This is a genomic window from Shewanella surugensis (assembly GCF_023284005.1).
GTDB lineage: Bacteria > Pseudomonadota > Gammaproteobacteria > Enterobacterales > Shewanellaceae > Shewanella > Shewanella surugensis.
Map to the genome: position 1 here is coordinate 1 of NZ_JAKIKS010000351.1, position 735 is coordinate 735.

General features: G+C 30.5%; 1 protein-coding gene. It reads left to right on the forward strand.

Translation table 11 applies throughout. From position 1 onward, the window contains the following. The first annotated feature begins 425 nt into the window (after nt 1-425). Nucleotides 426-635 carry a hypothetical protein gene (locus L2764_RS27485; protein ID WP_248943499.1) on the forward strand — a complete coding sequence of 70 codons (210 nt, stop codon included), beginning with the start codon at nt 426-428 and terminating at the stop codon, nt 633-635. Nucleotides 636-735 lie beyond the last annotated feature (100 nt).

A 735-nucleotide genomic window follows, 5' to 3' on the forward strand; every position in this document is an offset into this window, starting at 1 on the left:
ATTGGTTTTTCATTTGAGAACCTTGGCCGATTTTGTGAGAGATTGAAGCTTATAGGCAGCTAACCCTCTTTTCTATACCAAAGTGTGTCGGTTATTATGGCAATCTAAGTTGTATTCTCCTACTGGGATTATTAATCTAGATAGATTTATTTGGTATTTTGGATTTGGTTTCATAGATATATTATCGATATTCATTATAGTAATAGCTCATAGAATTAGAAGAATACCATATTCTATAAATGCTTTTTTGATCTGTTTTATTTTTTTTATTCAATGCACCCTGCAATTTTCACGCTATATAGATAGAGTTATTTTGGAAACAGATAAGCTTGAAGGTATATACTTAGCAGGGGTTCCCACTGTAAATATTATAGGGTTAGTCTTTTTTATGTTTGCAATATCACTATATAAAGGCGGTAAAAAGTATGTTTAATATATTAAGTATATTAGTCATTATTTTAACATATATTTTTGGTGCCGCATGTTTACATTATATGTTAACGGTTAAATTGAAGATCAATAAAGCTAGTGGTGCTGGGATAAATTTGCTTAATCCTGATGTGGGGCATGGGATAGTTAGTGATAATAGCAAAAGTATATTGAATGAATTAAAGGCTATTGCACTAAGTGCTTAACTAAAAGTTATCGTATATTTTGATGGATAGTTGTCCATGATATTTTTTACACTCTCTTTGAGTGCATCAAAAGTGATAAAGTCATGGCAAGATAACCATT

Excerpts from the sequence above, each read along its gene's own strand:
- L2764_RS27485 (WP_248943499.1), top strand. The coding sequence starts at position 426 with ATGTTTAATATATTAAGTATATTAGTCATTATTTTAACATATATTTTT.